At 74.4% G+C, this 24,485-nt stretch carries 23 protein-coding genes, 1 tRNA gene and 1 pseudogene; 16 read left to right on the top strand and 9 right to left on the bottom strand.

Translation table 11 applies throughout. From position 1 onward, the window contains the following. Positions 1-64: 64 nt before the first annotated feature. The 6 genes from ACI8AP_RS10650 to ACI8AP_RS10625 are packed head-to-tail and all read left to right on the top strand — an operon-like array spanning position 65 to position 5,525. Positions 65-478 (top strand): cytochrome c maturation protein CcmE, encoded by a 414-nt coding sequence (locus ACI8AP_RS10650; RefSeq protein WP_456589311.1) that lies wholly within the window; start codon positions 65-67, stop codon positions 476-478. Next, positions 475-2,472 carry a heme lyase CcmF/NrfE family subunit gene (locus ACI8AP_RS10645; protein ID WP_456589310.1) on the top strand — a complete coding sequence of 666 codons (1,998 nt, stop codon included), beginning with the start codon at positions 475-477 and terminating at the stop codon, positions 2,470-2,472. Before ACI8AP_RS10650 ends, ACI8AP_RS10645 begins: the two co-directional genes overlap by 4 nt. Further along, positions 2,469-3,008, top strand: a complete 540-nt coding sequence (locus ACI8AP_RS10640) for a TlpA family protein disulfide reductase (protein ID WP_456589309.1) — start codon at positions 2,469-2,471, stop codon at positions 3,006-3,008. Before ACI8AP_RS10645 ends, ACI8AP_RS10640 begins: the two co-directional genes overlap by 4 nt. Continuing rightward, positions 3,005-4,207 (top strand): cytochrome c-type biogenesis protein CcmH, encoded by a 1,203-nt coding sequence (locus ACI8AP_RS10635; protein ID WP_456589308.1) that lies wholly within the window; start codon positions 3,005-3,007, stop codon positions 4,205-4,207. The genes ACI8AP_RS10640 and ACI8AP_RS10635 overlap by 4 nt, the downstream gene beginning before the upstream one ends. Then, complete coding sequence (locus ACI8AP_RS10630; protein WP_456589307.1) at positions 4,204-4,614, top strand: hypothetical protein; 411 nt, start codon at positions 4,204-4,206, stop codon at positions 4,612-4,614. The genes ACI8AP_RS10635 and ACI8AP_RS10630 overlap by 4 nt, the downstream gene beginning before the upstream one ends. Next, positions 4,611-5,525 (top strand): cytochrome c oxidase assembly protein, encoded by a 915-nt coding sequence (locus ACI8AP_RS10625; RefSeq protein ID WP_456589306.1) that lies wholly within the window; start codon positions 4,611-4,613, stop codon positions 5,523-5,525. Before ACI8AP_RS10630 ends, ACI8AP_RS10625 begins: the two co-directional genes overlap by 4 nt. 13 nt (positions 5,526-5,538) lie before the next feature. On the opposite strand, the gene ACI8AP_RS10620 is transcribed toward ACI8AP_RS10625, so the two are convergent. Then, positions 5,539-5,943, bottom strand: a complete 405-nt coding sequence (locus tag ACI8AP_RS10620; protein ID WP_456589305.1) for a phage holin family protein — start codon at positions 5,941-5,943, stop codon at positions 5,539-5,541. Between the two features lie 48 nt (positions 5,944-5,991). Then, positions 5,992-7,518, bottom strand: a complete 1,527-nt coding sequence (locus tag ACI8AP_RS10615; RefSeq protein WP_456589304.1) for a phytoene desaturase family protein — start codon at positions 7,516-7,518, stop codon at positions 5,992-5,994. A 189-nt stretch (positions 7,519-7,707) separates the two neighbouring features. Here ACI8AP_RS10615 and fdh point away from each other — a divergent pair. The 3 genes and pseudogenes from fdh to nrfD all read left to right on the top strand — a co-directional run bounded on the left by fdh (position 7,708) and on the right by nrfD (position 13,081). Then, positions 7,708-11,001: pseudogene (gene fdh / locus ACI8AP_RS10610) on the top strand (formate dehydrogenase). Beyond that, the gene (locus ACI8AP_RS10605) at positions 10,998-12,035 is read left to right on the top strand and encodes a 4Fe-4S dicluster domain-containing protein (RefSeq protein WP_456589303.1); all 1,038 of its coding nucleotides are present in this window, start codon (positions 10,998-11,000) and stop codon (positions 12,033-12,035) included. Before fdh ends, ACI8AP_RS10605 begins: the two are co-directional and overlap by 4 nt. After that, a complete protein-coding gene (gene nrfD, locus ACI8AP_RS10600) occupies positions 12,032-13,081 on the top strand; it encodes an NrfD/PsrC family molybdoenzyme membrane anchor subunit (RefSeq protein ID WP_456589302.1) in 1,050 nt (349 codons plus the stop codon). The genes ACI8AP_RS10605 and nrfD overlap by 4 nt, the downstream gene beginning before the upstream one ends. Positions 13,082-13,357: 276 nt before the next feature. Here nrfD and ACI8AP_RS10595 read toward each other — a convergent pair whose 3' ends face one another. From ACI8AP_RS10595 to ACI8AP_RS10580, 4 genes are all read right to left on the bottom strand, one after another. After that, a complete protein-coding gene (locus ACI8AP_RS10595) occupies positions 13,358-13,807 on the bottom strand; it encodes an AAA family ATPase (RefSeq protein ID WP_456589301.1) in 450 nt (149 codons plus the stop codon). A gap of 180 nt (positions 13,808-13,987) precedes the next feature. Continuing rightward, positions 13,988-14,890, bottom strand: coding sequence for a glycoside hydrolase family 15 protein (locus tag ACI8AP_RS10590; RefSeq protein WP_456589300.1), 903 nt, complete (start codon positions 14,888-14,890; stop codon positions 13,988-13,990). Between the two features lie 59 nt (positions 14,891-14,949). Next, positions 14,950-15,975, bottom strand: a complete 1,026-nt coding sequence (locus ACI8AP_RS10585; protein ID WP_456589299.1) for an SDR family oxidoreductase — start codon at positions 15,973-15,975, stop codon at positions 14,950-14,952. Between the two features lie 166 nt (positions 15,976-16,141). Then, positions 16,142-16,678 carry a hypothetical protein gene (locus tag ACI8AP_RS10580; protein ID WP_456589298.1) on the bottom strand — a complete coding sequence of 179 codons (537 nt, stop codon included), beginning with the start codon at positions 16,676-16,678 and terminating at the stop codon, positions 16,142-16,144. A 140-nt stretch (positions 16,679-16,818) separates the two neighbouring features. On the opposite strand from ACI8AP_RS10580, the gene ACI8AP_RS10575 reads away from it, so the two are divergent. The 5 genes from ACI8AP_RS10575 to ACI8AP_RS10555 all read left to right on the top strand — a co-directional run bounded on the left by ACI8AP_RS10575 (position 16,819) and on the right by ACI8AP_RS10555 (position 19,825). Continuing rightward, a tRNA-Met gene (locus tag ACI8AP_RS10575) sits at positions 16,819-16,895 on the top strand. A gap of 133 nt (positions 16,896-17,028) precedes the next feature. Continuing rightward, positions 17,029-18,342 carry a cytochrome P450 gene (locus ACI8AP_RS10570; RefSeq protein ID WP_456589297.1) on the top strand — a complete coding sequence of 438 codons (1,314 nt, stop codon included), beginning with the start codon at positions 17,029-17,031 and terminating at the stop codon, positions 18,340-18,342. Further along, positions 18,342-18,560 (top strand): ferredoxin, encoded by a 219-nt coding sequence (locus ACI8AP_RS10565; RefSeq protein ID WP_456589296.1) that lies wholly within the window; start codon positions 18,342-18,344, stop codon positions 18,558-18,560. The genes ACI8AP_RS10570 and ACI8AP_RS10565 overlap by 1 nt, the downstream gene beginning before the upstream one ends. A gap of 8 nt (positions 18,561-18,568) precedes the next feature. After that, a complete protein-coding gene (locus ACI8AP_RS10560; RefSeq protein ID WP_456589295.1) occupies positions 18,569-18,859 on the top strand; it encodes a GNAT family N-acetyltransferase in 291 nt (96 codons plus the stop codon). Between the two features lie 72 nt (positions 18,860-18,931). Continuing rightward, on the top strand, positions 18,932-19,825 hold the full coding sequence (locus tag ACI8AP_RS10555; RefSeq protein WP_456589294.1) for a polysaccharide pyruvyl transferase family protein: 894 nt from the start codon (positions 18,932-18,934) through the stop codon (positions 19,823-19,825). On the opposite strand, the gene ACI8AP_RS10550 is transcribed toward ACI8AP_RS10555, so the two are convergent. After that, the gene (locus tag ACI8AP_RS10550) at positions 19,782-20,663 is read right to left on the bottom strand and encodes a glycosyltransferase family 2 protein (protein ID WP_456589293.1); all 882 of its coding nucleotides are present in this window, start codon (positions 20,661-20,663) and stop codon (positions 19,782-19,784) included. The genes ACI8AP_RS10555 and ACI8AP_RS10550 overlap by 44 nt on opposite strands. A gap of 22 nt (positions 20,664-20,685) precedes the next feature. On the opposite strand from ACI8AP_RS10550, the gene ACI8AP_RS10545 reads away from it, so the two are divergent. After that, positions 20,686-21,003 carry an antibiotic biosynthesis monooxygenase family protein gene (locus ACI8AP_RS10545; RefSeq protein WP_456589292.1) on the top strand — a complete coding sequence of 106 codons (318 nt, stop codon included), beginning with the start codon at positions 20,686-20,688 and terminating at the stop codon, positions 21,001-21,003. Beyond that, positions 21,000-21,770 (top strand): type I methionyl aminopeptidase, encoded by a 771-nt coding sequence (map, locus tag ACI8AP_RS10540; RefSeq protein WP_456589291.1) that lies wholly within the window; start codon positions 21,000-21,002, stop codon positions 21,768-21,770. Before ACI8AP_RS10545 ends, map begins: the two co-directional genes overlap by 4 nt. Positions 21,771-21,872: 102 nt before the next feature. Here map and ACI8AP_RS10535 read toward each other — a convergent pair whose 3' ends face one another. Continuing rightward, the gene (locus ACI8AP_RS10535; RefSeq protein ID WP_456589290.1) at positions 21,873-23,021 is read right to left on the bottom strand and encodes a cystathionine gamma-synthase; all 1,149 of its coding nucleotides are present in this window, start codon (positions 23,019-23,021) and stop codon (positions 21,873-21,875) included. Continuing rightward, positions 23,018-24,469: a cystathionine beta-synthase gene (locus tag ACI8AP_RS10530; protein WP_456589289.1), complete on the bottom strand. Its 1,452-nt coding sequence runs from the start codon at positions 24,467-24,469 to the stop codon at positions 23,018-23,020. The genes ACI8AP_RS10535 and ACI8AP_RS10530 overlap by 4 nt, the downstream gene beginning before the upstream one ends. Positions 24,470-24,485: the final 16 nt, after the last annotated feature.

Genomic DNA, 24,485 nt, shown 5'->3' with positions numbered 1-24,485 from the left:
ACCTGCTCACGCTGCTGGTGTGGGCCGGGTACCTGTGGGCCACCCGGCCCGGGCGGGGTGACCGGTGAGCCGGTCCACCGCGCGGCGGCGCACCCTGTCGCTCCGGCTGCTGGTGGTGGTCGGGGCGGTCTCCGGCGCGCTCGCCCTGCTGGGGGTCAGCGGGCTCGCCGACACCCTCGTCTACTACCGCACGCCGACGGAGGTCGTCGCGGAGCAGCCGGCGGAGGACGAGCGGCTGCGCCTCGGGGGTCTGGTGCAGGCCGGCTCCCTGGAGCGCGTCGGCGCGGAGGCCCGGTTCACCGTCACCGACGGCGTCGGGACCCTTCCCGTCGTCTACTCCGGGGCACTGCCGGCGGTGTTCGCCGAGGGGCAGGGCGCCGTCGTCGAGGGGTGGCTGCGCGCGGACGGCGTCTTCGTGGGCGACCTGGTCCTCGTCAAGCACTCCAACGAGTACCAGCCGATCGGGGAGACCGGGTGACGGCGCTGCTCGGGACCGCCTCGCTGGCCTCGGGACTCGTCCTCGCGCTCACGTCCGTGGCGGCCTGGGTGGGCGTCGCGACGGGCCGCGCGCCGGCCGGATCGGCGCGGCGGCTGACCTATGCCGTCCTCGGGACGGCGCTGGCGGCCGCCGCCGTGCTCGAGTGGGCGCTCCTCACCCACGACTTCGGCGTGCGGTACGTGGCGGAGAACGGCGGTCGCGCCGTGCCGCTGTACTACACGGTGACCAGCCTCTGGTCCGCCCTGGAGGGGTCGCTGCTGCTCTGGCTGGTGGTGCTCGCCGGCTACGCCGCCGCGGTCGCCCGCCGCCCGGACGCGCGGGCCGCCCGGCACCACCCCTGGGTGCTGGTGACGCTGTCGGTCGTCGCCGCCTTCTTCTTCGCGCTCGCGCTGTTCGGGGGCAACGCGTTCGAGCGGGTCTCCCCGGCGCCCACCGACGGCCCGGGCCCGAACCCGCTGCTGCAGGACAACCCGCTCATGGGGGCGCACCCCCCGCTGCTGTACCTGGGGTACGTCGGACTCGCGGTCCCCTTCGCCTACGCGGTCGCGGCCCTCGTCACCGGGGACACCGGGCGCGGCTGGCTGCTGGCCGTCCGCCGGTGGACCCTCGTGTCCTGGACCTTCCTGACGCTGGGGATCGTGCTCGGCGCCTGGTGGTCCTACGCGGTGCTGGGCTGGGGCGGCTACTGGGCGTGGGACCCGGTGGAGAACGCCTCCCTGCTGCCGTGGCTGACGGCCACGGCGCTGCTGCACTCCGCCATGGTGCAGGAGCGGCGGGCGACCCTGCGGGTGTGGAACGTCTGCCTGGCCGTCGCCTCCTTCGTGCTCGTGCTGGTCGGCACGTTCCTGACCCGCAGCGGCATCGTCGACAGCGTCCACGCCTTCAGCCGGTCGTCGCTGGGTGCGCTGCTCCTGGGGTTCGTCGCCGTCGTGCTGGTCGTCGTCGCGGTGCTGCTGGTGTGGCGGGCCGACCGGCTCGGGCCCGACGGGACCCTGTCCGCCCGGCTCTCCCGGGAGACGGTGTTCCTCGGGAACAACGTGCTGCTGGTCGGGCTGGCCTTCACCGTCCTGCTGGGCACCCTCTTCCCGGTGTTCGCCCAGCTGGCCGACGGTCGCCAGGTGTCGGTGGGCCCGCCCTACTACAACCAGATGGCGGTGCCGGTCGCGCTCGTCGTGCTGCTGCTGATGGCGCTGGGTCCGCTGGTGTCGTGGGGGAGCGACTCGGTGCCGGCGCTCGCCCGCCGGGTGGCGGTGCCGGTCGCCGTCGCCGTCGGGCTGGTCGCGCTGCTGGTGGTGCTGGGCGTCTCCGGCGCCGCGGCGCTGACCGCGTTCGGCCTGGCCGCCCTCGTCCTGGCCACGTCGGTGCAGCTGGTCGGCCAGGGGACGCGCGTCGTCCGGCGGGCCACCGGCCGGTCGTGGCCGCGGGCGCTGCTGGAGGCCGGCCGCCGCCGGCGCCGGTTGTACGGCGGGCTGGTCGTGCACGTCGGGGTGGCGCTGGCCGCCGTCGCCGTGGCGGCGTCCTCCTCCTTCGCGGCGGCGACGGAGCAGCGCGTCGCGGTGGGGGACGCGGTGAGGGCGGCGGGCTGGACGGCGCGGCTGGAATCGGTGGAACGCGAGCGGACGGCGCAGGAGATGCGCGTGGTCGCGCGGCTGGAGCTGGAGGAGGCCGGCCGGGCGAGGGGCGCGGCCGCGCCCGAGCTGCGGACGTTCCCCGCGCACTCCATCACGGTGGCCTCGCCGGCGGTCCGGTCCACGCTCGCCGGTGACGTCTACCTGACCGTCACCGAGGTCGACCCGGACGGCGGGTGGGCGTTGGTCCGGATCGCGGTGAACCCGCTGGTCTCCTGGCTCTGGATCGCCGGCGGGGTGATGGCGCTGGGGGCCGCGGTGGCCGGCTGGCCCGCCCGCCGCGTCCGGCGGGGGCAGCAGGCGTCGGAGGAACCCGCGACGAGCCTGTCGTCGGGGGAGCGGTGAGTGGCCGGCGGCGGTGGCTGCTGCTGGTCCCCGCCCTGCTCGTGGGTCTGGTGCTGACCGTGCCGCTCGCGCTCGCGCTGGACCGGCCCGAGGGGGCCCCCTCCACGGCGATCGTGGGGAGCCCGGCCCCGGCCCTGGCGGGTGCCACCCTGGACGGTGGGCACGTCGACCTCGCGGACCTGCGCGGTTCGGTGGTGCTCGTGAACGTCTGGGCCTCGTGGTGCGCGCCGTGCCGGGAGGAGATGCCGTTGCTGGTCGAGACGGCGCGGCAGTGGGGGCCGCAGGGCCTGCGGGTCGTCGGCATCGACGTGAACGACGACGACGACGCCGCCCGCGAGTTCCTCGCGGGCGTCGGCGGCACCCCGTTCCCGAGCGTGGCCGACGCCGACGGCCGGCTGGCCGTGGAGTGGGGGACGACGGGTGTGCCCGAGACCTTCGTCGTCGACCGGGACGGCACGGTCGTCGCCCGCCGGGTGGGCGCGGTCTCCGCCGCGTGGCTGGCGGACGAGGTGCTGCCGCGGCTGGAGGCGGGGTGAGCGGCCGGGCGCGGGTCCTGGCCGTCGTGCTCGCGGTGCTCGCCCTCGTCGCCGCGCTGTGGTGGCGCCAGGAGCCGGTCACGCAGCCCGATCCGGCGGCGACCGCGCGGGAGATCGCGGCCGGACTGCGGTGCCCCACCTGTGCGGGCGAGTCCGCGGCGGACTCGGCGGCGCCGGCGGCCCGGGGGATGCGGGCGGTCATCGCCGAGCAGGTGGCGGCGGGCGAGAGCCCCGAGGAGATCCGCGCCTGGTTCGTGGGGCGCTACGGCGAGTGGATCCTGCTCGACCCGCCCCGGGAGGGGGTGGGCTGGGCGCTGGTCGTCCTGCCGGGGGTGGCCCTGGTGGGCGGGGTGGTCGCGGTCGGCGTCCTGGTCTCCCGCCGGCGGCCGGGCAGCCGAATCACGTTGACCGACGCCGACCGCGCGGCGGCCGAGGCCGCCGTGGCCGCGGCCGCCGCGCGGCCGGACCGGCTGACCGGGTCGGGCGACGACGAGCGCCTGGAGGCGGCCCTGCAGCTGCTGGACGACGTCCGGTCCGGGCCGCGGACGACCGCGCAGGCGCGCGCCGCGGAGGACGAGCTGCTGGCCGAGATCCTGCGGCTGTCGGCCCCCCGGCGGGAGCCGGTCCCCGACGACCTCGGTGAGGGCGGCGCCCCGGCTCCGGAGGAGAGGCCGGTCCGGGTGCGGCGGACATGGCTGCCGCGACCGGCGGTCGTCGTCCCGGTGGTCGCCGTGGCCGCGGCCGGCGCCGTCGCCCTGGTCGTCGTCCCCCGCGCCGCGGCGCCCGCCGCCGCCGACGCCGCCGAAGAGGGATCCGCACCGGTGAGCGCCCCGGGCGCGGTCGGCGCCGACCCCGCCGACGAGCTGCTGCGGCAGGCGCGGGCGCTGGACGACGCCGGGCACTTCGCCGAGGCGGCGACCGGCTACCGGGCGGTGCTCGAGGAGCGGCCGGGCGACCCGGCGGTGGCGCTCTCGCTGGCGTTCGCCCTGCTCCGCGACGATCGGCCCGGCGAGGCCCGCCCCGTGGTGGAGACCGTGCTGGCCGAGCACCCCGAGCACCCGGAGGCGCTGCTCATGCTGGGGTCCGCGCAGCACGCGCTCGCCGACGACGCGGCGGCCGCCACGCTGCGGCGGTTCCTGGAGCTGGCCCCCGACCACCCGGCCGCCGACGCGGTCCGCGCCCTGCTGGAGGAGCCGTGACCGGGCGCCGGGCGCACCGGCGGCTGGTGCCGCTTGGGCTCGCGGTCCTCCTCAGCGGGTGCGCGGCCGGGGCCTCGTCCACGGCACCGGCGGCACCCGCGCCGCCGGCCGCCGACCAGCGCGTCGGGCTGACCGAGTGGGAGATCGTGACCGAGGGGCGTCCGCTGCTCCCGGGGGAGATCCGGCTCGTGGTGACCAACGCGGGAGCGGCGCCGCACGACCTCGCCGTCCGCGTCGACGGCGACCAACGTGCCGTCACCCCGGTGCTCGACCCGGGCGAGGCGCACGAGCTGGCGTTCGCGGTGGCGGCGGACGAGCGCGTGGAGCTGTGGTGCACCGTGACCGGCCACCACGCCGCGGGCATGCACACGGTCCTCGACGTGGTGGCCGGAGGGCCGGCGCGGTGAGCGGCGCCCCGGTCCCCGGCAGCACGCTGGCCCACCCGCTCGGCGGGGGCGGCGACTGGTCGTACGCGACGATCGCCTTCCTCGGGCTGGCCGCGCTCGGCTACGCCTGCCTGCTGGCCTGGACCGCGCCCCGTCGTCGCTCGCCCTGGGCGGCGGCCGGACCGGGGGCGGCCTGGCTGCTCGGCCTGACCGCGCTCGGCGCCGCCCTCGCCTCGCCGCTGGAGCGGCTGGCGGAGGACTCCCTCACCGCCCACATGACGCAGCACCTGCTGCTGACCATCGTCGCCGCGCCGCTGCTCGTGCTCGCCGATCCGGTGCCGCGCGTGCTCACCGCGCTGCCGCCCCGGGCCCGCGAGGTCCTCGCCCGCCCGTGGTCGGCGGTGGCCCGGGGTGCCCGTCGTCCCGCCGTGGTGCTCGGGGTGGCCGTCGGCTACCTGACCGTGGTCCTCCTCTGGCACCTGCCGGGGGCCTACGAGGCGGCGGTGCGCTCGGAGGCGGTGCACGTCGCCGAGCACCTGACGTTCCTCGCCGCGGGTGTCGTCTTCTGGTGGTGCGTGCTGCGCGTCCCGCGCCGACGGCTCGGCCAGCTCGTGGCGGGGCTGGTCGCCGTGCTCGTGCCGGCGTTCGGCGAGGCCGTGCTCGGTGGCGTCATGATGCTCTCGTCCAGCCCCTGGTACGGGGTGTACGTCGAGCGGGCCGCCGACCACGGCTTCGACCCCGTGGCCGACCAGCAGGTGGCCGGCGCCGTCCTGTGGGCCGCCGGCACCCCGGTCTACCTGCTGGCCGCCGTCGTGCTCGTCCTGCGCCTCGTCCGATCCGCGCCCGCGGACGACGCGCCGCAACCGGCGGTGCCCCCGATGCCCGACCGGTCGCGGTCGCCGCGCCCCGCTCTGGACGCCGCGCGGCGCTGAGCGCCGCGGTGCCTCAGCCCGCGGCCGGGCGGCGGGCTGAGGCGATGCGGACGTCGTCGCGCAGGCTCTCCACCGTCTCGTCCGGGACCAGCGGCCACGCACGGCGCAGCTCCGCGAGCGCACCCCCGAGGAGCGCGCCGGCGCCACCGGCGAGGAGCCCGGTCGCCAGCGCGGCGGAGGTGGCTGGGCTCACCCTGCGGTCCAGGGCGCGCAGCAGGAGGGCCGTCGCGCTGCCGACGGACATCGCGCCGAGGACGCCGGCGGCGCCGAGGAGTGCGCCGGCGCGACCGGCCTGCTTGGCCTTGCCGGCCAGCTCGGCCTGGGCGTGCTGCAGCTCCTGCCGGACCAGGGCCGAGAGGTCGGTGCTCAACGACTGGAGCAGGTCGCTGGTGGAGTTGCTCCGGGTCGGTTCGCTCATGGGTGCTCCTCGCGCTGTGGCGGGTGGACCGGTGCGGCACCACGTCCGCTACCCGCGGCCCCCGGGGTCCGAACCCGGGGCGCGCGAACCGGGGCGTCGGGCCGCGGGGGGCCGCAACGGGGGCCCGGTGCGCACGCCGAAGACCTCCCGCAGCGCCACCCGTGCCGCGTTGTCCCCGCACATGCCGTGGACGGCGGGTCCCGGTGGGGTGGCTGACGAGGCCAGGTAGGTGCCCGGCACGGGCGTCTTGTAGGTGTTCCACCGGGGCACCGGGCGGGCGAGCATCTGCCGGAGGGACGCCTCGCCGTTGGAGATCTCCCCGCCGACGTAGTTCGGGTTGTACGCCTCCATCTCGGGTGCGCGCATGGTGTGCCGGGCCAGGATCGTGTCGCGGAACCCCGGGGCGAACCGCTCCACCTGCGCCTCGATCCGGTCGGTCATGTCGACGTCGGACCCGTTCGGCACGTGCGCGTAGGCCCACAGCACGTGCCCCCCGGACGGTGCCCGCGTCGGGTCGGCCACGGTCGGCTGCACGGCGATCACGAACGGCCGGTCGGTGTCGCGTCCCGAGGAGGGGGCGGACTCGGCGGCAACGGTCTCGTCGAGGGTGCCCGACAGGTGCACGGTGCCGGCGCGGCGGACGTCGGCATGAGTCCAGGGCACCGGTTCCGACAGCGCCCAGTCGATCTTGAAGACGCCTGGGCCGTGGCGGTACCGGGAGACCCAGCGGCGGTACCCCTCGTGGACGCGGTCGCCGGCCAGCCGGACGAAGGCCTGCGGGGTGGTGTCCAGCAGGACCGCGGGGACGCCCTCGAACTCGCGCAGGTCGGTGACCTCGTGCCCGGTGACCACCTCACCTCCCTGTTCCCGGAGGGCGACGACCATCGCGTCGGCCAACCGCTGCGAGCCGCCCTCGACCACCGGCCAGCCGCTGTGGTGAGCCAGCATCCCCTGCAGCAGGCCGAGCCCGCCGGTGATCGCGCGGGTGAGGTCCAGCGTCCCGTGCGCGGCGGCCCCGGCGAGCAGTGCGCTCGGCTCCTCGGTGCGGAACCACCGGCGCGCCAGCCAGCGGACGTCGGGCAGGCCGTTGACGGCGAACGAGGCCATCGCCGGGAGGCTCCGGGTGGGGATCCGGCGCAGCGCGCTGCCGAGGAAGAAGTCCACCAGGTCGTCGCCCGCGTCGACCAGCGGGCCGAGCAACCGGCGGTAGGCGGGGCCGTCGGGCCCGAACCCGTCGGCCGTCTGCTCCAGCGACCGGTGGGCGACCGCGGCCCGGCCCTCGTCGAGGGGGTGGGCGTACGGGACCTCCGGGTGCAGGAGCCGCACGCCGCGGGACGGCAGGTCGAACTCGCGGAAGAACGGAGCGGCGGCCGCCATGGGGTGCACCGACGCGCACACGTCGTGCGCGAAGCCCGGCCGGGTCAGCGCCGCCGTGCGGATGCCCCCGCCCGGGGTCGCCGCCCGCTCGAGGACCTGCACCCGCAGGCCGGCGGCGGCCAGCCGCAGGGCCGCGGCCAGGCCGTTGGGCCCCGAACCGACGACGACGGCATCCGGCTTCCCGCTCACCGTCCCCATGCTGGGCGACGAGCCCGGCGCGGGCGAGCCGGCGACCGCCGCGCAGCGCGCGGACGTGCGGGCCGCGCGGGGGGTGGCTAGGGTCGGATCCGGCAGCTGAACGGGCCGAGGTGTGCGACCGAGACCGTGCCTGCACGCCCGGCGACCCGTCCGCCCCTCCCGGCGGCGCGGGCTCTGCAGGAGGGGCGCATGAAGACCTGGCTCGACGCCTGGCCGGTGGTCCGGCAGCTCACCGGGAACGATCCGCTCGGTCGTGGCGACGCCGTCCGGAGCAAGCGCACGAACTCCCTGACCCCCCGCACGGCCACCGCCGACCGGGTGGTGCAGAGCGTGTGCCCCTACTGCGCGGTGGGCTGCAGCCAGCGGGTGTTCGTCCAGGACGAGAAGGTCACCCAGATCGAGGGTGACCCCGACTCGCCGATCAGCCGCGGCCGGCTGTGCCCCAAGGGGGCGGCCAGCAAGAACCTGGTCACCAGTACGACCCGTCAGACCAAGGTCCGCTACCGCCGTCCGTACGGGACGGAGTGGGAGGACCTCGACCTCGACACCGCGATGGACATGATCGCCGACCGGGTGATCAGGACCCGCCGCGAGACCTGGCAGGACGAGGTCGACGGCAAGCGGGTCAACCGGACGATGGGGATAGCGAGCCTCGGAGGGGCGACCCTCGACAACGAGGAGAACTACCTCATGAAGAAGCTCTACACCGCCCTGGGCGCGGTCCAGGTCGAGAACCAGGCGCGCATATAGCACTCCTCCACGGTCCCCGGTCTGGGGACCACGTTCGGTCGCGGCGGCGCGACGATGCCGCAGCAGGACCTGGCCAACTCCGACTGCATCGTCATCCAGGGCTCCAACATGGCCGAGGCCCACCCCGTGGGCTTCCAGTGGGTGATGGAGGCCAAGGCGCGCGGCGCGACGGTCATCCACGTCGACCCGCGGTTCACCCGCACCAGCGCGCTCGCCGATCTGCACGTGCCGCTGCGGGCGGGCAGCGACATCGCCTTCCTCGGCGGGCTGATCAACCACGTGCTGTCCAACGGGCTGGAGTTCCGGGAGTACGTCGCCGCCTACACCAACGCGGCGGCCATCCTGCGGGAGGACTTCCAGGACACCGAGGACCTCGACGGCCTGTTCTCCGGCTACGACCCCGAGAAGGGGCAGTACGAGGAGAAGTCGTGGCAGTACGAGGGCGCTCCCGTGACCGCCGCGGCCGGTCAGCGCCAGGGGCCCAAGCCGGGGGCCTCCGGTTCCCGCGACGGTCGGCAGCCCGGGACGGCGCCCGACCCGGAGGAGCACGCGGAGGGCAGCTCGGAGGAGTCGGGCAGCGGCGGCCTGCCCGTCGGCGGCAAGCCGCAGCGGGACGAGACCCTCCAGCACCCGCGGTGCGTCTTCCAGGTGCTCAAGCGCCACTACGCGCGCTACACCCCCGAGCTGGTCCAGGAGGTCTGCGGCATCGAGCCGGCGGTCTTCCGCAAGGTCGCCGATGCGCTGACCAGCAACTCCGGCCGGGAGCGCACCAGCGCCTTCGTCTACTCGGTGGGGTGGACCCAGCACACCGTCGGCGTCCAGTACATCCGGGCCGCGAGCGTGCTGCAGGCCCTGCTGGGCAACATGGGGCGCCCCGGGGGCGGCATCCTGGCGCTGCGCGGGCACGCCAGCATCCAGGGGTCGACCGACATCCCGACGCTCTACAACCTGCTACCCGGGTACATCCCGATGCCGCACGCCCGCGAGGACCGTGACCTGGACGACTTCGTCGCCGAGGCCTCGGGCTCGGTCGGCTACTGGGGCAACATGCGGAAGTACGCGGTCAGCCTGCTCAAGGCGTGGTGGGGCGACGCCGCGCAGCCGGAGAACGACTTCTGCTTCGACCACCTGCCCCGGTTGACCGGCGACCACAGCAACTACTCGACGATCGCCGAGCAGATCCAGGGCACCGTCCCCGGGTACTTCCTGGTGGGGGAGAACCCGGTCGTCGGCAACGCGAACGGGAAGATGTCCCGCCTCGGCCTGGCCAACCTGGAATGGCTCGTCGTCCGCGACCTGCAGATGATCGAGTCCGCCACCTTCTGGGAGAACGGCCCGGAGATCGAGACCGGTGAGCTGATCACCGAGCAGATCCCCACCGAGGTCTTCTTCCTGCCCGCCGCGGCGCACGTGGAGAAGGACGGCTCGTTCACCAACACCCAGCGGCTTCTGCAGTGGCACTCCCAGGCCGTGGAGCCGCAGGGGGACTGCCGCAGCGACCTGTGGTTCTACTTCCACCTCGGCCGAATCATCCGCGAGAAGCTCGCCGGCTCCACCGACCCGCGGGACCGGCCGATCCTCGATCTCACCTGGGACTACCCGACCCACGGTCCGCTGCAGGAGCCCAGCGCGCACGCGGTGCTCCGCGAGATCAGCGGGACGGGGCCGGACGGCACGGCGGTGTCGGGGTACACCGAGCTGGCCGACGACGGCTCGACCAGGTGCGGCTGCTGGATCTACTCCGGTGTCTTCGCCGACGAGATCAACCAGGCCAACCGCAAGAAGCCGCACACCGAGCAGGACCTGGTGGCGCCGGAGTGGGGCTGGGCGTGGCCGATGAACCGCCGGGTGCTCTACAACCGTGCCTCGGCCGATCCCGAGGGCCGGCCGTGGAGCGAGCGGAAGAAGTACGTGTACTGGGACGAGGACGCCGGAAAGTGGACCGGGCCCGACGTCCCGGACTTCCAGGCCACCAAGCGGCCCGACTACACCCCGCCCGAGGGCGCCACGGCCGAGGACGCGCTGGCCGGCACGGACCCGTTCATCATGCAGGGTGACGGCAAGGCGTGGCTGTTCGTGCCCGCCGGGCTGGCCGACGGGCCGATGCCGACCCACTACGAGCCCGCCGAGTCGCCGGTGCCCAACCCGCTGTACGCGCGGCAGGCCAACCCGGCGCGCAAGGAGCTCAGAGGAGCGTGGAACCGGGCCAACCCCGCGATGAACGAGGTCTTCCCGTTCGTCGTCACCACCTACCGGCTCACCGAGCACCACACCGCCGGCGGGATGAGCCGCACCCTGGAGTACCTCGCCGAGCTGCAGCCCGAGTTCTTCTGCGAGGTCAGCCCCCAGCTGGCCGCCGAGCGCGGGCTGGAGCACATGGGCTGGGCCACGCTGGTCAGCGCCCGCAACGCCATCGAGGCACGGGTGCTCGTCACCGAGCGGATGCGCCCCCTGCGGGTCGCCGGCCGCGAGGTGCACCAGATCGGGATCCCGTACCACTGGGGCCAGAACGGCATCACCACCGGCGACTCGGCGAACGAGCTGCTCGGCGTGGTGATGGACCCGAACGTGCACATCCAGGAGTCCAAGGTCGCCACCTGCGACATCCGGCCCGGCCGCCGGCCCCGGGGGCCGGAGCTGGTCGAGTTCGTCGAGGACCACCGCCGCCGGGCCGGCGTCGCGAGCGGGCGGCTGGGACCGAACGGACGGGCCCCGATCGAGGAGCGGTCATGACGACCATCAGTTCAGCGAGCACCGCCTTCTCCGGGGACGACCCGCAGAACCGGTTGTTCGGCCCGGTCCCCGACGTCGCCGGCGAGCGCGGGTACGGCGACGACCACCCGCCCCGGGTCGGCTTCTTCACCGACACGTCGGTGTGCATCGGCTGCAAGGCGTGCGAGGTGGCGTGCAAGGAGTGGAACACGCTCCCGATGGACGACGCCGAGGGCAACCGGGCGCAGCTCGGGCTGACCGGGGCGTCGTACGACAACACCGGCATGCTCGGGGCCAACAGCTGGCGGCACGTGGCGTTCGTCGAGCAGAGCCGCGCGGTCGACCTCCCGATGCCGACGGTGGGAGCGCCGGGCGCGGTCGGCGGTCAGCGGCCGCTGCAGGACCCGCCCGTCGTCCACCCCCGGGTGCCGGCGTCGGCGACCACGGCCGAGCAGAGCGCGCCGCAGCAGACGCCGTCGGCGGACCGGGAGATCCGGTGGCTGATGAGCTCCGACGTCTGCAAGCACTGCACGCACGCCGCCTGCCTGGACGTCTGCCCGACCGGCTCGCTGTTCCGCACCGAGTTCGGCAGCGTCGTGGTGCAGGAGGACATCTGCAACGGCTGCGGCTACTGCGTGCCCGCCTGCCCCTACGGCGTCATCGACCAGCGGGAGGACGACGGGCGGGTGTTCAAGTGCACCCTCTGCTACGACCGGCTCACCGACGGGCTCCAGCCCGCGTGCGCGAGCGCCTGCCCGACCGAGTCGATCCAGTTCGGCGACCTCGACGAGCTCCGGGCCAGGGCCGACGCCCGGCTGGCGGCGCTGCAGGACAAGGGGGTCGAGGGCGTCCGGCTCTACGGGCGCGACGAGGACGACGGCGTCGGTGGCGCGGGCGCCTTCTTCCTGCTGCTGGACGAGCCGGAGGTGTACGGGCTCCCGCCGGACCCGGTGGTGACCACCCGCGACCTGCCGTCGATGTGGCGGCACGTCGCTGCCGGCGCGGCGATGGTGGTCGGCGTGGTGGCGTCGGCGTTCGTGGGGCGACGCCGGTGACGGCGGCCGACGGCGTCCCCGGGGCGGGCTGGCGCCGGGCGGACGGGCCACCGGCCGAGGACCGGGAGCGACGGCGTCGCGCTGGGGGCCGCCCGCCGCGTCCTGGCGAGTCGGTGGTCGGGGAGGCGGAGTTCACCTCCTACTACGGGCGGCCGGTGATCAAGCCGCCGGTGTGGAAGACCCCGGACGTGCCGCTGTACCTCTTCCTCGGTGGGGCGGCCGGCTCGTCGGCGCTGCTGGGGACGATGGCCGAGCTGACCGGCCGGCCGCAGCTCGCGCGGGTCGCGCACCTGACCGCCGGTGGCGGGGCGCTCTCGTCGGTGGCCTTCCTCATCCACGACCTGGGCCGGCCGGCGCGGTTCCTCTACATGCTGCGCGTGTTCAAGCCGACGTCGCCGTTGTCGGTGGGGTCCTGGATCCTGGCGCCGTTCAGCGCCCTGGCCACGGCGACGGCCGGCGCCCACCTGCTGGGTCGCTTCCCGCGCCTGCGGGTGCTCACCGGGGTGGGGGCGGCCGTGCTCGGCGGGCCGATGACCACCTACACGGCGGCGCTGCTCTCCGACACCGCGGTGCCCTCGTGGCACGAGGCGCACCGGGAGCTGCCGTTGGTCTTCGCCGGCTCGGCCATGGCCGCCGGGGGAGGCATCGCCACGGCGTGCACCCCGGTCGCGGAGGCCGGGCCCGCCCGGAAGGTCGCGGTCGCCGGTGCCGCGATCGAGCTCGGGATTATGCACCGGGTGGAGCACGGCCACGGGCTGGTCAGCGAGCCCTACCGCGCCGGCCGCCCGGGTCGGCTGCTGAAGGCGGCCCGGGCCTGCACGGTCGCGGGGACGGCGCTGACGCTGGCCTCCGGCCGGCGCCGGCTGCCGGCGGTGCTCGGGGGAGCCCTCCTGGCGGCCGGCTCCGCGCTCACCCGGTTCGGTGTCTTCGACGCCGGCATGGCCAGCGCGAAGGACCCGAAGTACACCGTCGAACCGCAGCGGACCCGGGCGGCCGACCGGGACGCGGCGAACGCGAGCGCGGAGGAAGCGCGCACCCCGTCCTGAGTTCGGCAGCACGGTGACTCCCGGGTGGGAGGGGCCCCGCCCGGCATGGAGGCCCGCCGTGCCGTATTGGCACGCGGGTCGAGCCGAGCCACCGGGCGTTGAACCGCGCCCTGACGCGGCTCAACGCCCGGCGGGGCGGCCAGACGTGCCCTTCCTGCGCACCACCTGAGGCCACCTGCTGCCGAACTCACGCCGTCCCGAGTTCAGCAGCAAGGTGAGATGTTCTGTGCGCAAGTCGCACGACAGCGCGTGACCTCCGCTGGGTCGAGCTGCAGGTCACGACCTGCCGGTGAGAAGGTCCTCCACCACATCGGCGAGTTCGGCTACCGGACGTCGCCCGTCGAGCTCCCGGCTGGCACCTCGGCGCAGGAGCGGCTCGACCTCGTCCAGGTAGCGGGCCATCTCGGCCTGCTGCTCCATCGTCTTGCCGTACGGGTTGTTCTGCCGGGTGCGCACCCGGTCCAGCAGCACGTCAAGCGGCGCGCTCAGGAGGACGACATGCTCGAAGCGGTCGTAGAAGCGGCCTTGGTTGTCCACCGTGCCGGAGATGACCACCTCAGGGTGCGTGGCCAGCAGCCGGTCCATGCGCTGTTCGTCCCAAGTGCCGTCGGGACGTTTCCACCCGCCGTAGTCGGTGTCAACGGTCAGGTGACCTCGGCGTCCCAGCTCGGCCAAGAGCGTCGTCTTCCCGGCGCCTGACATCCCCGTCACCAAGACTCGCGCCATCGCGAGCACCGTAGTCACTTGGCCGGTGAGCACGTATGGGGTCTGCGGGAAGCGCCGTCCTCCCGCCCCACGACGATGTCAGCACCGCCGCTGGGGACTTGCGCACATCTGTCACACCTTGCTGCCGGACTCACGCCGTCCTGAGGTCCGGACGGCCCGACTCCCACGGGACCAGCCGGCTCAGAGCCGGCCGGCTGTGTCCGATCCGGGTTGCTCGGCCGGGTGCGTCCCGCTGAGGTGCCGGGCGGCGTTGACCAGGCCGACGTGGCTGAACGCCTGCGGCACGTTGCCGAGCTGACGACCGAGCCGGGTGTCGTACTCCTCGCTCAGCAACCCGACGTCGTTGCGCAGCCCGAGCAACCGCTCGAACAACTCCGTCGCCTCGGTTCGGCGTCCCGTGCCGTTCAGCGCGTCGACCAGCCAGAAGCTGCAGGCGAGGAAGGCGCCCTCGGGACCGGGCAGCCCGTCGTCGGTGTCCTCGGCCTCCGGCCGGTACCGCAGCAGGAGGCCGTCCTCGTCCAGTTCGCGGCGGACGGCCTCGACGGTGCCCGTCACCCGGGGGTCGTCCCAGTCGAGGAACCCGAACCGCGGGATGAGCAGCAGGGCCGCGTCCAGACCCCGCGAGCCGTAGTACTGGGTGAACGTGCCGCGCTCGGCGTCGTAGCCCTTCGCGCACACGTCGGCGTGGATCTCCTCCCGCAGGGCCCGCCAGCGGTCCACCGGACCGTCGAGGCCCTGCTGTTCGACCGCCCGCACCGCGCTGTCGACGCCGGCCCAGGCCATGACCTTGCTGTGCACGAAGTGCCGACGCGTGGCGCGCACCTCCCACAGGCCGTTGCCGGGCTCGTGCCACGCGCCCTCCAGGTAGTCCAGGAGCTCCCGCTGCAGGGACCACGCGTCCGCGCTGTGCGGCATGCCGGCCTCGCGGGCCAGGTGCAGGCTGTCGAGCACCTCGCCCCAGACGTCGAGCTGGAACTGGTCGGCGGCGGCGTTCCCGATCCGTACCGGCGCGGAGCCCTCGTAGCCGGCGAGCCAGGGCAGCTCGTGCTCCGGCAGCCGCCGGGTGCTGTCGAGGCCGTACATGATCCGGAGGTCTGCAGGTCCCCGATCAGCGCGTAGTCCTCGATCCGCCCCGCCATCGGTCAGCGGTCGCGGCGCCAGGCGGCCACCGCCGTCGCCAGGAGACCGGCACCGGCCGCGGCGAGGGTGCCGTGGTGGCGGGAGGCCCAGATCTGCGGATCCCGGTCGCGGGTGCGGTGCCGGAAGCTGCCGCGGGCGCCGAAGTCGCGGCCGTCGGGCCCGTCGGCCGGCTTCCAGAGGTTCACCGGGTCGTCCGGAGAGGCCGGCTCACCGCGCTGCTGGCCCTCGTACCCGTTGCGGGCGAGGTACCAGTCGAGGAACTGCGGCCAGACCTTGTTGCCGAGGATCGTCCAGACGGTCGGGTTGCCGACCCACCACGCACGGCGCCGCGGGTGCTCGCTCGCGTGCACGAGGGCCTCGGCCATCATGTCCACCGGGTATATCGGCGGCACCGGCTGCGGCCGTTCGGGGAGCCTGTTGAGCACCCAGTCGAACTGCGGGGTGTTGACCCCGGGCAGGTTGACCATCGTGACGTGCACGTTGCTGCCGTCGTGCCGGAGCTCGGTCAGCAGGGACTCGGTGAAGCCCTTGATGGCGTGCTTGGCCCCGCAGTAGACGCTCTGCAGGGGGATGCCCCGGTACGCCAGGGCGGAGCCGGTCTGCACGATCACGCCGCGGTCTCGGGGCTTCATCCGCCGCAGCGCCGACATGGTGCCGTGCACGAACCCGAGGTAGGTGACCTGGGTGACGCGCTCCCACTCCTCGGCGGTGATCTCCTCGAAGGGCGCGAACACGGTGCTGAAGGCGACGTTGCACCAGACGTCGATCGGCCCGAACTCCTCCTCCACCTGGCTCGCCGCCGCGTCGACGGCCGCCGCGTCGGCGACGTCGACCGGGATCACCAGCGGGGTGCCGCCGGCGGCCCGCACGTCCGCTGCGGCCCCGGCCAGGCCGGTCTCGCCCCGGGCCAGCAGGGCTACCCGGTCCCCTCTGCGGGCGAAGGCGACGGCGGTGGCCCGCCCGATCCCCCCGCTCGCACCGGTCACGACGACGACCCGACCGGTCCCGGCTTCTCCCGTTGCGCGCACGGCAGCCCCTTCCGTGGTTGTCGCGGCGCGGGCGCGGCCCGGCCGCACGAACGCGGTGCCGCGACCGGGGAGGTGCGGCGACATCGGCCTCCTCCGGTGTGCACGACCCGCGGGGGCGGCAAACCCGTTCCGGCGGACGTTCCGGGCCCGCCGGGACCCGGAGGGGTCAGTCCGCCGCCCGGTCCGACGCGTGGTCGTTCCCGCCGAAGACCCGCGCGGCGACCTCGCGCCGAACCACGGTGGCCCACTCGTGCTGCCGGTTGGCCTGCTCGACCAGCCCGTCGAGCTGTTCCTTGTCGAGGCGGTCGTCGGCGTCGGCCACCTCCCGCAGGGTCTCGAATCCGCTGCGCTTGGCCCGGACCGCGGAGGCGAGGAACTCGAACTCCACCAGGTCGCTCAGCGGGGAGCGGGTCAGGAGGCGGCCGTTGAGCTTCAGCCGCGAGATCTTCTCGCCGATCCACAGCGCCACCTGCTTGTGCCGCTGGATCGGGAGGCCGAGGGCGTCCATGGTGGCGCTCAGCGCGGCCTTCTCCTCGTGCAGCTCGGCCAGCAGCTGCTCGAGCCTGGGTGCGTACTTCGTCCCCCGGTGCACGTCCAGCATCCGCCGGACCAGCTCGATGCCCCCGGTCGAGGCAGCCAGGTGGTCGTTGCAGTAGATGGCCAGCAGATCGACGTTGCGCAGGCCGGCGGACGGTTGGGACACGGGGGACCTCCAGGGGACGAGCGGCTGGTCACAGTGTCGTCGCGGGCGTGGCGTCGCGCGCGTCGCGGGACCGACACCGAGCTCCGGTGGCCGGCAGGTGTGACTCCGGTGCCCGGCAGGTGTACTGTAGGGATCACCGACGCGGGGTGGAGCAGCTCGGTAGCTCGCTGGGCTCATAACCCAGAGGTCGCAGGTTCGAATCCTGTCCCCGCTACCACGACGGAGGCCCGGTCACGCAGGTGACCGGGCCTCCGTGCGTCAGGCCCGTGGCATCCCGCGGCAGTGTGTTGTGTGTCACCCCGATTCTCTCTAGCGTGCGGGGCACGACCGCCGCCCAGGGAGGACCGCTCGTGTCCGTCGACGCCGCACCAGCACCGGGAACCGTGCCGCCCTCGCGCAAGGCGGGCGCCGCCGACCTCGGCATCGACCTGTCCGACCGCGACTTCTGGCTGCGCCCCCCGGCCGAGCGCCACGCCGTCTTCGACCGGCTCCGGGCCGAGCGACCGTTCGCGTTCTTCGCCGAGCCGGAGATCCCGAACATGCCGAGCGGTCCCGGCTACCACGCGGTCACCCGCTACGCCGACCTGGAGGCGATCAGCTGCCAGCCGGCCGTCTTCTGCTCGGGGGAGGGCGCGGTCTCCATCCAGGACATCCCGGCTGACCTGAACGAGTTCTACGGCTCGCTGATCAGCATGGACGACCCGCGGCACGCCAAGATCCGCCGGATCGTGGCGAAGACGTTCACCCCGCGGATGCTCGAGCGCGTGGTGGACTCCGTGGCCGGGATCGTCGACGACGTCCTGGCCGAGGTGCGGCGGAAGGCGGCCGCGGGGGACGGCACGTTCGACGTCGTGGCCGACCTCGCCGCACCCATCCCGCTGCGGGTCATCTGCGACATGATGGGCATCCCCGAGGCGGACCGGGCGATGGTGCTGGCGAAGTCCAACGTCATCCTCTCCGGCGGTGACCCGGAGCTCGTGGAGAACGAGGAGGACCCGCTCACCGGGGTGCTCATGGCCGGCATCGAACTGGCCGGGCTCATGGAGCGCCTGGCCGCCGAGCGGGTGGCGCGGCCCACCGACGACCTCACCACGGCCCTGGTCACCACCGACGTCGACGGCGAGCGCCTGACCCACCAGGAGATCGCCTCGTTCTTCATCCTGCTGCTGGTCGCGGGCAACGAGACCACCCGCAACGCCATCTCGCAGGGGCTGCTGGCGCTGCAGGAGCACCCGGACCAGCGGGCCCGCTGGCTCGCCGATCCGGGGCTCACCCGCACGGCCGTCGAGGAGATCGTGCGCTGGACCAGCCCGATCACCTGGATGCGCCGTACCGCGACCCGCGACGGGGAGCTCAACGGCTACCGGTTCGCCGCCGGTGACAAGTTCCTGCTCTTCTACGCCGCCGCCAACCGCGACCCCGAGGTGTTCGCCGAGCCGCACCGCTTCGACCTGGGGCGCGACCCCAACCCGCACGTCGGCTTCGGGTCGAAGGGGCCGCACTTCTGCCTGGGCGCCCACCTGGCCCGGCGCGAGCTGGCCATCACCTTCGCCCGGGTGTTCGAGCAGCTGCCGGACCTGGAGATCACCGGTCCGCCGGACCGGCTGCGGTCCTCGTTCGTCAACGGGCTCAAGCGGCTCCCGGCCCGGCTGGCGGGGAGCTGATGAGCCGGCTGGCGGCAGACCTGGAGCGCTGCGTGGGCGCCGGCGCCTGCGAGGCCCTCGCGCCGGACCTCTTCGAGGTCGGCGACGAGGGGACGGTGACGGTGCTGCGCCCGCACCCGGAAGGCGGCGAGCTCCGCGACGCCGAGGAGGCGGTGCGGCAGTGCCCGACCCGCGCCCTGCAGCTGGTCGAGGAACAGCCGGCCACCGCGGCCGGTTGACCGCTGACATGGAGACCACCGTCACCGACGTCCCCGAGTCCGACCGGTTCGAGATCCGCGACGGCGACCGCGTGCTGGGCGTGGCCGCCTACGAGCGCCGCGGCGACACCCTCGTGTTCACCCACACCGAGATCGACCCCGACGCCGGGCAGTCCGGGCTGGGCAGCACCCTCGTCCGCGCCGCCCTCGACGAGGTGCGCTCGCGGGGCGGTGCCGTGGTGCCGCGCTGCTCGTTCGTCGCCGGCTGGATCGAGCGGCACCCCGACTACGCCGACCTGGTGGCCGACACCGACCGCTGAGGCGCGGGACGGGGGCGAGGATCTCCTTTCCTCCGGATGCCCGGGCGACGTCCGGCTGCGAGGCTGGACGTCGTGCGTGTTCTGGTGGCGGGATGGTTCAGCTTCGACGAGGTGATCGCCACCGTCGGCGACGAACTGGGGGCCGACGCCGTCGCTGGGTGGCTGACCGAGCTGGGCATCGACCACGACGTGGCGTGGGCGCCCTACCTGGGGCGGGGCGTGCACTGGCGCGATGTCGACCCGGCGGACTACACGCACCTGGTCTTCACCACGGGACCGGTCGGGAGGGACCTCGCTCCGCTCCGGGAGCTGACGGCGACCTTCGCCACCGCCCGGCGGCTGGCGGTCAACGTCTCCGTCGTCGACGACGCCGTGCGGTCGATGTTCGACGAGGTCTGGGAGCGGGACGCCCCGGACATCACCCGGCCCGATCTCGCGGTGGAGGGCCCGGCACCGGAGGCGCCGGTGCTGGCGGTGGCGTTCGCGCCCGTGCAGGGCGAGTACGGCGACCGCAGCCGGGCCGACCGCGTCCGCGGCGTGATCGAGGAGTGGCTGGCTGCGCGCGCCCTGCCCTGGTTCCCCATCGACACCGACCTCTTCGACAAGCCCCACCCGCGGCGACCGGCGCAGGTCGAGGCGCTGCTCCGGCGTGCGGACGCCGTCGTGAGCATGCGGCTGCACGGCCTGGTCCTCGGTCTCAAGAACGACCGCCCGGTCATCGCCTGCGACCCGATCGCCGGCGGCGCCAAGGTGACCGGGCAGGCGCGGGCACTGGACTGGCCGCTGGTGCTGGACGCGGAGGAGGTCACCGCCGAGTCCCTGGACGAGGCGCTCGCCCGTTGCCTGTCCGGTGACCTCGCCGACGCGGTGACCCGGTCGCGCCTCCGGGGGGCCGCCGGGATCGAGGAGGCGCGGCGGTGGTTCAGCGCGCAGCTGGGGCGTCCAGCGGGCGCTGCGCACGGCTGAACCGGCGCTCGACGGCCGGAGGGACCGGTCGGCGTCGGCGCAGCACGGCCGGTAGCCGGCGCACCCACCCCAGGAGCGCTCGCCGGGCGGCCGGCTCGGTCACCGCCCGCCGGGCCAGCCGGGCGGTGGCGGCCAGCGCCACCGGGAGCGGCCGGCGCAGCCAGTCCACCAGCAGGTCGTTGCGCGTCTGCAGCGCCCAGCGATCGGCGGACACGGTGGCCGGCCCGGCGGGGTAGTGCCAGGCGACGACGTCGTCGGCGTAGACCTGCTGCCACCCGGCCGCGGCGAGGTCGAGCGCCAGCAGGTGCTCCTCCCCGCCGAAGAACAGCAGCGGCGAGAAGCCGCCGACCGACAGGTACGCGTCGCGGCGGACCACGGTGGCGAACGCCGGGTAGCTGAGCACGTCGGGGCCGGGGGCGCCCGGCGTCGTGCCCAGCACGGCGGCCCGGTGCTTGCGCGTGACCGCGTCGACCGACCCGTCGGCGGCCATCCGGACCTGCGCCGCGACGACGGCGACGCCGGGGTGGGCGTCCAGCAGGTCCGCCGCCCGGTCGAGGGCACCGGGCGCCCACCACGAGTCGTCATCGGCGAACGCGACGTAGGGCGTGGCGACCCGCTCGACGCCGGTGGTGCGCGCCACCGCCCCGCGGTTCACGGGCAGCTCGACCACCTGCACGGCGGGGTGCAGCTCGCGCACCGCCTGCGCCGTGCCGTCGGTCGACGCGTTGTCCACGACCACGACCGGCACCCCGTCGCGGTCCAGCCGGCCGAGCGACCGCAGCAGCGACTCGCGGCGGTCCCGGGTGGCGATGACGACGCTGACGCGAGGGGGGAGCACCTGCCTCCCGTACCGTGCCGCCGTGGTCCTCGAACATGCACCGTTGACCGTCCGGGACGGCGAGCAGGCGGCGTTCGAGGCCGCGTTCGCGCGGGCCCGGCACCTCATCGCGTCGATCCCTGGCTTCCGCGGGTTGCGGCTGTCCCGCTGCCTGGAACGGGGTACCGGCTACCTGCTGCTGGTGGAGTGGGACCGTCTCGAGGACCACACCGAGGGGTTCCGCGGCTCGCCGGCCTACCAGGAGTGGCGGGCACTGCTGCACCCCTTCTACGACCCGTTCCCCGTCGTCGAGCACTACACGACGGTGCTCACGGCCGACCCGCACGAGGAGAACCGTTGATCGAGCTGCGCACCCCCGGTGAGCTGGATGCCATGCGGGCCGCCGGCGCGGTCGTCGCCGACATGCACGCGGCGGTGCGGGCGCTCGCCGCGCCGGGCGTGCGGCTGAGCCAGCTGGACGCCGTCGCCCGCGACGTCCTGGCCGACGCCGGCGCCACTTCGCCGTTCCTCGGCTACGCGCCGCTGTCCACCACCCCGCCGTTCCCCGGCGTCGTCTGCCTGTCGGTGAACGACGTGGCCCTGCACGGGATCCCGACACCGCAGGTGCTGGAGGACGGCGACCTGTTGAGCGTGGACGCCGGCGCCGTCCTGGACGGTTGGGTCGGGGACGCGGCCATCACCTTCCCGGTGGGCACCCCGCGGCCCGAGGACCTCGAGCTCGTGGCAACCACCGAGCGCGCGCTCGCCGCGGGCATCGCGGCGGCCGTCGTCGGCAACCGGGTCGGCGACATCTCCGCCGCCATCGGCGCCGTCGGCCGGGCCGGCGGCTGCGGGATCAACACCGACCAGGGCGGCCACGGGGTCGGCCGGAGCATGCACGAGGCGCCGTCCGTGCCCAACGAGGGCCGCGCCGGGCGGGGGGTGCCGCTGCGTCCCGGGCTGGTGATCGCCATCGAGCCGTGGTTCCTCGCCGGCGGCAGCGACGACTACCGGGTGGACGCCGACGGCTGGACCCTGCGCAGCGCCGACGGCAGCCGCGCCGCGCACGTCGAGCACACGGTCGCCGTCACCGAGGACGGGCCCAGGATCCTGACCCTCCCGAGGTGAGTGCCGGTCGTGACGAGTGGGGGCCGGAGGCTCCCGCGAGGAACGACGCAGCGGCTCAGCGCGAGCGGGGGACGGCACGTGGCCGCGGTGTGATCCGGAGGATCACGAGGTCATGGCCTGCTCGAGGTCGGCGAGCAGGTCGTCCACGTCCTCGATTCCGACGGACAGCCGGACCAGGTCGGCGGGCACCTCCAGCGGCGAGCCGGCGGCGCTGGCGTGGGTCATCCGGCCCGGGTGCTCGATCAGCGACTCGACCCCGCCGAGCGACTCCGCCAGCGTGAAGAGCTTCGTCCGCTCGCACACCGTCAGCGCCGCGTCCTCGCCGTCGCGGAGCCGGAACGAGATCATCCCGCCGAAGCCGGACATCTGCTTCGCTGCGATCTCGTGGCCCGGGTGGTTTGGCAGGCCCGGGTAGAGCACGGAGGTGACCTCGGGCCGGCCGGCGAGGAACTCCGCGATCCGGGCGGCGTTGGCGCAGTGCCGGTCCATCCGGACGCCGAGCGTCTTGAGGCTCCGGAGCACCATCCACGAGTCGAACGGGCCGGCGACCGCACCCATCGCGTTGTGGTTGTAGGCCAGCTTCTCGCCGAGCGCGGAGTCCCGGGTGATGAGCGCGCCCCCGACGACGTCGGAGTGGCCGCCCAGGTACTTCGTCGTCGAGTGCACGACGACGTCGGCACCGAGCGTCAGCGGCCGCTGCAGGTAGGGCGAGGCGAAGGTGTTGTCGACGACGAGCAGCGCGCCGGCCTCGTGCGCGACCGTCGCCGTCGCCTCGATGTCGGTGATGTTGAGCAGCGGGTTGCTGGGCGTCTCGCACCAGACGACCCGCGTGGTCGGGCGGATCGCTGCCCGCAGCGCGTCGGCGTCGGCCAGGTCGACCGGCGTGTGCTCCAGGCCCCACTCCGACAGCACCCGGGAGATCAGCCGGAACGTGCCGCCGTACGCGTCGCCACCCAGGACGACGTGGTCGCCGGCCCGGCAGGTGGTGCGCAGCAGGGTGTCCTCGGCGGCGAGCCCCGACGCGAACGCCAGCGCCGTCGTGCCCTCCTCCAGCGCGGCCAGTGCGGCGTGCAGCGTGTCGCGGGTCGGGTTGCCGCTGCGGCTGTACTCGTAGCCGCCGCGCAGCCCGCCGACGCCGTCCTGCTTGTAGGTGGTGGTGAGGTGCAGCGGGGGGATGACCGCGCCGGTGGCCGGGTCGGGGTCCTGCCCGGCGTGGATGGCGCGGGTGTTGAAGCCCGGGAGCTCGCTCATGCGCCGACCGTAGGCGTGATGCCGGCCAGGTGCCCGAGCACGTCCTGCCGGGTGACCACACCGGCCGGTTTGCCGTCGACGTGCACCAGCAGCGCGTCCGCCGAGCCGAGCTGGGCGACGGCGGCGCTGACCGCCTCCCCGGAGCCGACGATCGGCAGCGGGGGCGACATGTGCTTCTCCACCCGGTCGGCGAGCGAGGCCCGGCCGGCGAAGAGCGCGTCCAGCAGCGTCTTCTCGTCGATCGAGCCGACGACCTCCCCGGCGGTGACCGGTGGCTCCGCCCGGACCACCGGCAGCTGGCTGACCCCGTACTCGCGGAGGATGTCGATGGCGTCGCGCACGGTCTCGTTCGGGTGGGTGTGCACCAGGGTCGGCGTCTCGCCGGACTTGGTGTGCAGCAGCTCGCCGACGGTCTCGCCGCCGGTGGCCTCGACGAAGCCGTAGTCGGCCATCCACGCGTCGTTGAAGATCTTGTTCAGGTAGCCGCGGCCGCCGTCGGGCAGCAGCACGACCAGGACGTCGTCCTTCGTCAGGCGCTCGGCCACGCGCAGCGCCGCCACCACCGCCATCCCGCAGGAGCCGCCGACCAGCAGCCCCTCCTCGCGGGCCAGTCGGCGGGTCATGGCGAAGGAGTCGCCGTCGGAGACCGCGACGATCTCGTCGGCGACGGCCGGGTCGTAGGTCGTCGGCCAGAAGTCCTCGCCGACGCCCTCGACGAGGTAGGGGCGGCCGGTGCCGCCGGAGTACACCGAGCCCTCGGGGTCGGCGCCGATGATCTGCACCCGGCCGCCGGAGGCCTCCTTGAGGTAGCGGCCGACGCCGCTGATCGTCCCGCCGGTCCCCGCGCCGGTGACGAAGTGGGTGATCCGGCCCTCGGTCTGCGCCCAGATCTCCGGGCCGGTCGTCTCGTAGTGCGAGCGCGGGTTGTTGGGGTTGGAGTACTGGTCGGGCTTCCACGCGCCGGGGGTCTCCCGGCTGAGCCGGTCGGAGACCGAGTAGTACGACCGCGGGTCGGCCGGGTCCACGGCGGTCGGGCAGACGACCACCTCGGCGCCGTAGGCCTTGAGCACGTTGATCTTCTCCTGCCCGACCTTGTCGGGGCAGACGAAGATGCAGCGGTAGCCCCGCTGCTGGGCGACCAGGGCCAGGCCGATGCCGGTGTTGCCGCTGGTCGGCTCGACGATCGTCCCGCCCGGCTTCAGCAGGCCGTCGGCCTCCGCCGCGTCGACCATGCGCACGGCGATCCGGTCTTTCACCGAGCCGCCGGGGTTGAGGTACTCGACCTTGGCCAGCACCAGCGGCGCGTCGGGTCCCAGGTGGCGGGTCACCGACGACAGCTTGACCAGCGGGGTGTTGCCGACCAGGTCGACGACGGACTCGGCGTACTGCACGGTGGCGCCCTCCTTCCACCAGGGCGCGGCTCCGTCGCCGTGCCCGGTCGTGATCATCTCAGCAGATGGACGG

It is taken from the genome of Blastococcus sp. SYSU DS1021 (assembly GCF_054050995.1).
The sequence above is the reverse complement of the archived record's forward strand: the minus strand, read 5'-3'. Positions and strand labels throughout refer to the sequence as shown.

Bases quoted from the DNA above. Each gene is read 5' to 3' on its own strand.
- ACI8AP_RS10620 (WP_456589305.1), bottom strand. From the start codon at position 5,943: ATGAGCGAACCGACCCGGAGCAACTCCACCAGCGACCTGCTCCAGTCG.
- ACI8AP_RS10615 (WP_456589304.1), bottom strand. From the start codon at position 7,518: ATGGGGACGGTGAGCGGGAAGCCGGATGCCGTCGTCGTCGGTTCGGGG.
- ACI8AP_RS10605 (WP_456589303.1), top strand. From the start codon at position 10,998: ATGACGACCATCAGTTCAGCGAGCACCGCCTTCTCCGGGGACGACCCG.
- ACI8AP_RS10595 (WP_456589301.1), bottom strand. From the start codon at position 13,807: ATGGCGCGAGTCTTGGTGACGGGGATGTCAGGCGCCGGGAAGACGACG.
- ACI8AP_RS10590 (WP_456589300.1), bottom strand. From the start codon at position 14,890: ATGTACGGCCTCGACAGCACCCGGCGGCTGCCGGAGCACGAGCTGCCC.
- ACI8AP_RS10565 (WP_456589296.1), top strand. From the start codon at position 18,342: ATGAGCCGGCTGGCGGCAGACCTGGAGCGCTGCGTGGGCGCCGGCGCC.
- ACI8AP_RS10560 (WP_456589295.1), top strand. From the start codon at position 18,569: ATGGAGACCACCGTCACCGACGTCCCCGAGTCCGACCGGTTCGAGATC.
- ACI8AP_RS10535 (WP_456589290.1), bottom strand. From the start codon at position 23,021: ATGAGCGAGCTCCCGGGCTTCAACACCCGCGCCATCCACGCCGGGCAG.
- ACI8AP_RS10530 (WP_456589289.1), bottom strand. From the start codon at position 24,469: ATGATCACGACCGGGCACGGCGACGGAGCCGCGCCCTGGTGGAAGGAG.